The sequence below is a fragment of the Streptomyces sp. KL116D genome (assembly GCF_030766975.1).
GTDB lineage: Bacteria > Actinomycetota > Actinomycetes > Streptomycetales > Streptomycetaceae > Streptomyces > Streptomyces longispororuber_A.
Genome location: NZ_JASERH010000052.1, coordinates 54208 through 61043, shown reverse-complemented (window position 1 = coordinate 61043; position 6836 = coordinate 54208). Strand labels below are relative to the sequence as shown.

Sequence of the window (6836 nt, the reverse complement as noted above, 5' to 3'; positions counted from 1 at the left end):
CGGCGCCGCGCACGGCGACGGCGCTGCCGCGTCCGGTGTGGTCGGGCGACGCGGCCCCGAACCAGCGGGCCGCGTCGACCGGCCGCGGCTGGAGGTCGGCCCGCTGGCCGCCGAGCCGCACGTCGAGCGCCCGGGGTTCGGCGTCGCCGGCCAGGTCGTCGAGCAGCCAGAGCCGCCCGGCGCTCGCGTACACGACGCGCGTGCCGTCGGTGGCCGCCTGCCGGGCGTAGAAGCCGTCGACGGGGGTGTGCCGGCGCAGCTCCGAGCCGTCCGGCAGGGACGAGTACACGGCCCCCACGCCCTCGTGGTCGGAGAGGAACGCGACGCGCTCCCCCACCCACATCGGCGTCTCCACGTTCCCGTCGAGGTCCGCGTGCAGCCGGACGAACTCGCCCGCGCCCTCCCGGTCGATCCACAGCTTGCCCGCGGTGCCGCCCCGGTACCGCTTCCACCAGGCGGCCTCGCGCCCCATCGGCGCGGACAGCAGCAGCACTTCGGACCCCGGCCCGTACGCGACGCCGCCCACGGGCCCGTACGGCAGGATCTCGGCGGGGCCGCCGTCCAGCGGGACGGCCCGCGCCCAGCTGCGGCGCGACGAGGCCTGGCCGTGCGTGCTGACGGCGAGCACCCGCCCGTCGGGGGTCCAGCCGCGCACGGACGTGGTCCAACTCCCCCAGTACGTCAGGCGCTCGGACGGTCCGCCGTCGACCGGGGCGACGTGGACCTCGGGGGCGCCGTCGCGCCGGGACGTCCACGCGACGGTCGCGCCGTCCGGGGAGACGCGGGGGTGGCTGACGGGCATGTTGTCGGCGCTGACCCGCCAGGCGCGGCCGCCGTCGAGGGGTGCGGCCCAGACGTCGTCCTCGGCGGTGAAGACCACCAACTCGCCGTGCGGGTGCGGGAACCGGAGGTACGCAGGATTCGTCACCCCGCCCACCCTAAATTTCCGCTGCGCCCCTCGTCAGCCCGTCAGATCACTTTCCCTGCGGGCAGGAGCAGCTGGGCTCGGTCGGCCACACGGTGACCGTCTCGGTGACGGTGCGGGTGGTGCCGGGCTGCGGCTCGTGCCGCGTCGGCTGCTCGTTGGTGGGCTCGTGGGTGGGCTCGTGCTGCGACGGGGTCTCCTCGGGCGGAGTCTCCTTCGGCGGGGTCTCCTCCGACGGGTGCTGCTCCTCGGGCGGCTGCGAAGTGGCGCCCGTCTCCGCGCAGTTGCCGAGGACGGACAGCCGGAACCAGACCTTGCCCTCGATCCGCGCGATGAACGTCCCGCGCACGCAGTGGCCCGAGACGACGCCGTTGGCCCACCCGTCGACGGTGATGTCCTCGCCCTTCTTCGTCCTGCCGGTGCATTTGACCTGCACCTCGCTCGGCGACGAACTCCCCTGCGTGCCACCGTTCTTGTACGCACCGGTGCAGCTGAGCCAGGCCACGTCGGCGTTCTGCCGGTTCAGTTCCTGGGTGGCCTCCTGGTCGGTGGTGGCGGCGACGGTGGTGACGTTCAGATCCCCGTCGACCGGCTGGCACGCGACGGCTCCCCCGACGACGGCGGCGACGACGCCCACCGCGGCCAGGGCCCGCTTATGCCGTAATCGGGCTCCTATACGCCTCAATGCCCCCATGAGCGGCAGGATGCCAGCCAGGGTCCGCGAGCGGTAGAGCAGTTGCGGACACGACGCGGAGGGCGGCACCGGACGGCCGCCGCCGACCGCAGCAGACCGCCGCCGACCGCCGCCGACCGCGCCGTCTACAGTGCCGTCATGGTGACCAGACGCAGGATCCGCCGTCTCGTGGTGGACGGCACCGAGTACGGCTGGGCCTTCGGACACCGCCACGACCGCGTGCTCGGCTACCCGGGCTGCGCCAGCAAGGTGACGCTCTGGCGCCCCGGTTCGAGGGCGCGGCTGCGCCTGGTGTTCCGGCCGGGCGAGGGCCGGATCATCGCCGACGACTCCTTCGACCGGGGCGCGGCGGTCCGGATGCCGGGCCAGATCTGTCTCAACCTCTACGAGCCGGGCACGGTACGGGCGTTGCTGGACGAGGCGCTGGCCCGCGGCCTGTTCCCGACCACGGAGCGCACGGTGGAAGTCGACGCCTGGCCACTCTTCGACGCGGTGACCCCACCGGTGCCGCCGCCCGCCGGCTAGCCGCGCAGCAGCAGCCACTCCTGGAGTTCGACGAGATTGCCCTCGGGGTCCTTGAGATGGGCGACGCGCATCCGCTCCGTCATGGGCGCGGGCCCGTGCACGAGCACACCGCCGCGCTCGGTGACGCCCTCGCAGTAGGCGTCCAGATCGTCGACCCGCAGCACGACGAGCGACCGGTGCCCGCTCGCCGGCTCCCCGACCTCGCCGAGCACCTCGGCCATCATGGCCCGGTCCTGCAGGGCGATCCCGGCGGACCCCCCGGGTGGCGCGAACTTCTCGTACGGCCCGCGCTCCGCGCCGGACTGCGGCTTGAGCCCCAGCACATCGGCGTAGAACCGATAGCAGGTTCCGAAGTCACTGACGAGCAACCGCACCTGGGCGAGTTCCATGACGCCATTTTACGGCGGGGCGGAAGGGAAGGCAGCGGCGAAGCCGCAGGTCCCGCCCCGCCGACACCCCGTGACGGAGCGACCGCGCAGCGGCTACCCCCAGCGCCCGGTCCGCCCCAGCAACAACGCCACCGCGGCCGTCCCGGCGGTGGACGTCCGCAACACGCTGCGGCCGAGCCGGAGCGGCAGCGCCCCCGCCTCGCCGAACACCGCCAGCTCCTCCGGCGACACCCCGCCCTCCGGCCCCACGACGAGCACGATCGACCCGGCGGCCGGCAGCGGCACCGAGGCCAGCGCCCCGCTCGGACAGTCCCGGTCCTCGTGCAGCACCGCGGCGAAGTCCGCTCCGGCGAGCAGCGCGGCGACCTCCTTGGTCGACGCGGCGTCCGCGACCTCGGGGAACCGGACCCGGCGCGACTGCTTGCCGGCCTCGCGCGCGGTGGCCCGCCACTTCCCCAGCGCCTTGAGGCCCCGCTCGCCCCGCCACTGCGTGATGCACCGCGAGGCGGCCCACGGCACGATCGCGTCGACGCCGGTCTCGGTCATGGTCTCCACGGCGAGTTCGCCCCGGTCGCCCTTGGGCAGTGCCTGCACGACCGTGATCCGCGGTCGCGCCTCGTCCTCCACCCGCACCGGGCCGACGTCGACGAGCAGCCGGTCCTTGCCCTCGCTCCCGGCGACGACGCCCTCGGTCCACGCGCCGAGCCCGTCGGTCAGCACCACGGCCTCCCCGGCGCGCAGCCGCTTCACGGAGACGGCATGCCGCCCCTCGGGCCCGTCGAGGACGTACGTACGGTCGCCGGGCACGGGGCCGTCGACGACGAACACCGGCGCCGTCACGCGGCACCCCGCTGCCCCAACGCGCCCTTGGCGGCGTCGAGTTCGGCGGCGAGCACCTCGACGAGCTGGCCGGCGGGCAGCTCCCGGGCGAGCCGGTGCCCCTGCCCCGCCCACAGGGCCATGCCCTGCGGGTCCCCGGCCTTCGCCGCGGCCTTCCGCAGCGGTGAGGTGACGTGGTGGATCTCCGGGTAGGCGGCGGGCGCGTACGGCCCGTGCTCGCGCAGGAACCGGTTGACGAGGCCGCGTGCGGGCCGCCCGGAGAAGGCCCGGGTCAGCTCGGTGCGGGTGAACAGCGGGTCCGTCATGGCGCGCTTGTGCAGTGCGGGCGCGCCGGACTCCGGGGTGACCAGGAACGCGGTGCCGAGCTGGGCGACGTCGGCCCCGGCGGCGAGCACGGCGGCGATCTGCGCGCCGCGCATGATGCCGCCCGCCGCGATGATCGGGATCTGCACGGCCTCCTTGACCTGGGAGATCAGTGCGAGCAGGCCGAGCCCGCCGCCGTCGGTCTCGGGGTTGTCGCGGTGCGTGCCCTGGTGTCCGCCGGCCTCGATGCCCTGGACGCACACGGCGTCGGCACCCGCCCGCTGCGCGGCCTGCGCCTCGTCGACCGTGGTGACGGTGACCGCGGTGAGGGTGCCGACGCGCTGCAGCGCCTGCAGCACCTCGCGGGTCGGGCAGCCGAACGTGAAGGTGACCAGCGGCACCGGGTCGTCGACGAGGATGGCGAGCTTGGCGTCGTAGCCGTCGTCGCGGCCGCTGTCGGGGTCGCCGAGCTGGGTCTGGTACCAGGTGGCCTCGCCGGCGAGCTGGTGCCGGTAGACGTCGACCGCGGCGGGATCGGCGTACTCGGGCTGCGGCATGAACAGATTGACGCCGAAGGGCCGCCCGGTCAGCCCCCGCACCTGCTTGATCTCCTGGTACATGCCGTCGGCGGTCTTGTACCCGGCGGCGAGGAACCCGAGCCCGCCCGCCTCGGACACGGCGGCCACGAGCACGGGACAGGATGCGCCGCCCGCCATGGGGGCCTGCACGATCGGATAGTGGCAGAGATCGGTCAGTGCGGAGGACATGCCCGCATCGTGCCACGTCCTGATCGCACCACCGAATCGACCCTTCCGCTCTCCCCGAACCACACGAAGCCGCGCCCCTGGGGCGCACGCAGTGCGCCTTCAGGGGCGCGGGGAACTGCGCGAGCAACCCCCCACGACCCGCACCCGGCACCCCCCTCAGGAGGCACCCCCGAACCCGCAAAAAAACGGGGCCCGGGGGATGCCCCCGAGCCCCGCCACCCAAAACAGGCTCACCGCCCGTTAAACGCATCCTTCAACCGCGAGAACAACCCCTGCTGCCCGGGCTGGAACTGCCCGGTGGGCCGCTCCTCACCCCGCAACTTCGCCAACTCCCGCAACAACCGCTCCTGCTCGGGATCGAGCTTCTGCGGCGTCGTCACCTCGACGTGCACGATCAGGTCACCCCGGCCGCCACCCCGCAGGTGCGTGACACCGCGCCCGTGCAGCGGCACCGACTGACCGGACTGCGTGCCCGGCCGGATGTCGATCTCCTCAAGCCCGTCCAGCGTCTCCAGCGGCACCTTCGTGCCGAGGGCCGCCGCCGTCATCGGAATGGTGACGGTGCAGTGCAGGTCGTCGCCGCGCCGCTGGAACGTCGGGTGCGGCAGCTCGTGGATCTCCACGTACAGGTCGCCGGCGGGGCCGCCGCCGGGGCCGACCTCGCCCTCGCCCGCGAGCTGGATCCGCGTCCCGTTGTCCACGCCCGCCGGGATCTTCACCGTCAGCGTGCGCCGCGACCGGATGCGGCCGTCACCGGCGCACTCCGGGCACGGGGTGGGCACGACGGTGCCGAACCCCTGGCACTGCGGGCACGGCCGCGAGGTCATGACCTGGCCGAGGAAGGACCGCGTGACCTGCGAGACCTCACCGCGACCGCGACACATGTCACAGGTCTGCGCGGAGGTGCCGGGCGCGGCGCCCTCACCGCTGCAGGTCGTACAGACCACGGCGGTGTCGACCTGGATGTCCTTGGTGGTGCCGAAGGCCGCCTCGTCGAGCTCGACCTCCAGACGGATCATGGCGTCCTGGCCGCGGCGGGTGCGCGAGCGCGGCCCGCGCTGCGACGCCGTGCCGAAGAACGCGTCCATGATGTCCGAGAAGTTCCCGAACCCGCCCTGCCCGAAGCCACCGGCCCCGCCGCCGCCGGCCTGCGACAGGGGGTCGCCCCCGAGGTCGTAGACCTGCTTCTTCTGCGGGTCGGAGAGCACCTCGTAGGCGGCGTTGATCTCCTTGAAGCGCTCCTGAGTCTTCGGGTCCGGATTCACATCCGGGTGAAGCTCACGCGCCAGCCTCCGGAAGGCCTTCTTGATCTCGTCCTGGGAAGCGTCGCGGCGCACGCCGAGTACGGCGTAGTAGTCCGTGGCCACTTACGACTCCGCCAGGATCTGTCCGACGTAACGTGCCACTGCGCGTACTGCTCCCATCGTTCCCGGGTAATCCATGCGTGTCGGTCCGACGACACCCAGCTTGGCGACTGCCTCGCCGCCCGAACCGTAGCCGACCGACACCACGGACGTGGAGTTGAGTCCCTCATGGGCGTTCTCGTGACCGATCCGTACGGCCATGCCCGAATCCCCCACCTCACCAAGCAACTTGAGGAGCACGACCTGCTCTTCAAGGGCTTCGAGGACAGGACGGATGGTGAGGGGAAAGTCATGTCCGAAGCGGGTGAGATTGGCGGTGCCGCCGATCATCAGCCGTTCCTCGGACTCCTCGACGAGCGTCTCCAGCAGGGTGGAGAGCACCGTCGAGACCGTGCCGCGGTCCTCCGCCTCGAAGGCCTCCGGCAGGTCCTGCACCAGCTGCGGTACGTCGGCGAACCGGCGGCCCGCGACCCGGCTGTTGAGCCGGGCCCGCAGATCCGCGAGAGACGTTTCGCCGAACGGCGCCGGGCAGTCGACCATCCGCTGCTCCACGCGTCCGGTGTCCGTGATCAGCACGAGCATCAGACGCGCGGGCGCGAGCGAGAGCAGCTCGACGTGGCGCACCGTGGACCGGGTCAGGGACGGGTACTGGACGATCGCGACCTGCCGCGTCAGCTGCGCGAGCAGCCGCACGGTCCGGCCGACGACGTCGTCCAGGTCGACGGCGCCCTCCAGGAAGTTCTGGACGGCGCGCCGCTCCGGCGCGGTCATCGGCTTCACGTTCGTGAGCTTGTCGACGAAGAGGCGGTACCCCTTGTCCGTGGGGATGCGCCCGGCACTGGTGTGCGGCTGGGCGATGTACCCCTCGTCCTCCAGGGCGGCCATGTCGTTGCGCACGGTCGCCGGCGAGACGCCCAGGCTGTGCCGCTCGGTCAGCGCCTTGGAGCCGACCGGCTCCTCGGTGCCGACGTAGTCCTGGACGATGGCGCGCAGCACCTCGAGCCTGCGTTCACTGAGCATCCGCGCACA

Annotated in this window: 7 protein-coding genes and 1 pseudogene; 1 reads left to right on the top strand and 7 read right to left on the bottom strand. The window is 73.0% G+C overall.

What is annotated here, in order from left to right; genetic code table 11:
* Together RBJ77_RS21240 and RBJ77_RS21235 are read right to left on the bottom strand one after the other, a co-directional pair.
* Positions 1-928 (bottom strand): annotated as a pseudogene (locus tag RBJ77_RS21240) (peptidase S41); the annotation flags it as partial.
* 46 nt (positions 929-974) lie between these two features.
* Positions 975-1619 (bottom strand): hypothetical protein, encoded by a 645-nt coding sequence (locus tag RBJ77_RS21235; RefSeq protein ID WP_372346492.1) that lies wholly within the window; start codon positions 1617-1619, stop codon positions 975-977.
* Between the two features lie 138 nt (positions 1620-1757).
* On the opposite strand from RBJ77_RS21235, the gene RBJ77_RS21230 reads away from it, so the two are divergent.
* The gene (locus RBJ77_RS21230; protein WP_372346491.1) at positions 1758-2144 is read left to right on the top strand and encodes a hypothetical protein; all 387 of its coding nucleotides are present in this window, start codon (positions 1758-1760) and stop codon (positions 2142-2144) included.
* Here the strand turns inward: RBJ77_RS21230 and RBJ77_RS21225 are convergent.
* From RBJ77_RS21225 to hrcA, 5 genes are all read right to left on the bottom strand, one after another.
* On the bottom strand, positions 2141-2533 hold the full coding sequence (locus RBJ77_RS21225; protein ID WP_372346490.1) for a VOC family protein: 393 nt from the start codon (positions 2531-2533) through the stop codon (positions 2141-2143). The two genes, RBJ77_RS21230 and RBJ77_RS21225, sit on opposite strands and share 4 nt — an antisense overlap.
* 93 nt (positions 2534-2626) lie before the next feature.
* A complete protein-coding gene (locus RBJ77_RS21220; protein ID WP_372346489.1) occupies positions 2627-3373 on the bottom strand; it encodes a 16S rRNA (uracil(1498)-N(3))-methyltransferase in 747 nt (248 codons plus the stop codon).
* A complete protein-coding gene (locus RBJ77_RS21215) occupies positions 3370-4443 on the bottom strand; it encodes a nitronate monooxygenase (protein WP_255975712.1) in 1074 nt (357 codons plus the stop codon). Before RBJ77_RS21215 ends, RBJ77_RS21220 begins: the two co-directional genes overlap by 4 nt.
* 230 nt (positions 4444-4673) lie before the next feature.
* Positions 4674-5810 carry a molecular chaperone DnaJ gene (gene dnaJ, locus RBJ77_RS21210; RefSeq protein ID WP_372346488.1) on the bottom strand — a complete coding sequence of 379 codons (1137 nt, stop codon included), beginning with the start codon at positions 5808-5810 and terminating at the stop codon, positions 4674-4676.
* On the bottom strand, positions 5811-6827 hold the full coding sequence (hrcA, locus tag RBJ77_RS21205; RefSeq protein WP_255975708.1) for a heat-inducible transcriptional repressor HrcA: 1017 nt from the start codon (positions 6825-6827) through the stop codon (positions 5811-5813).
* Between the last annotated feature and the right edge of the window lie 9 nt (positions 6828-6836).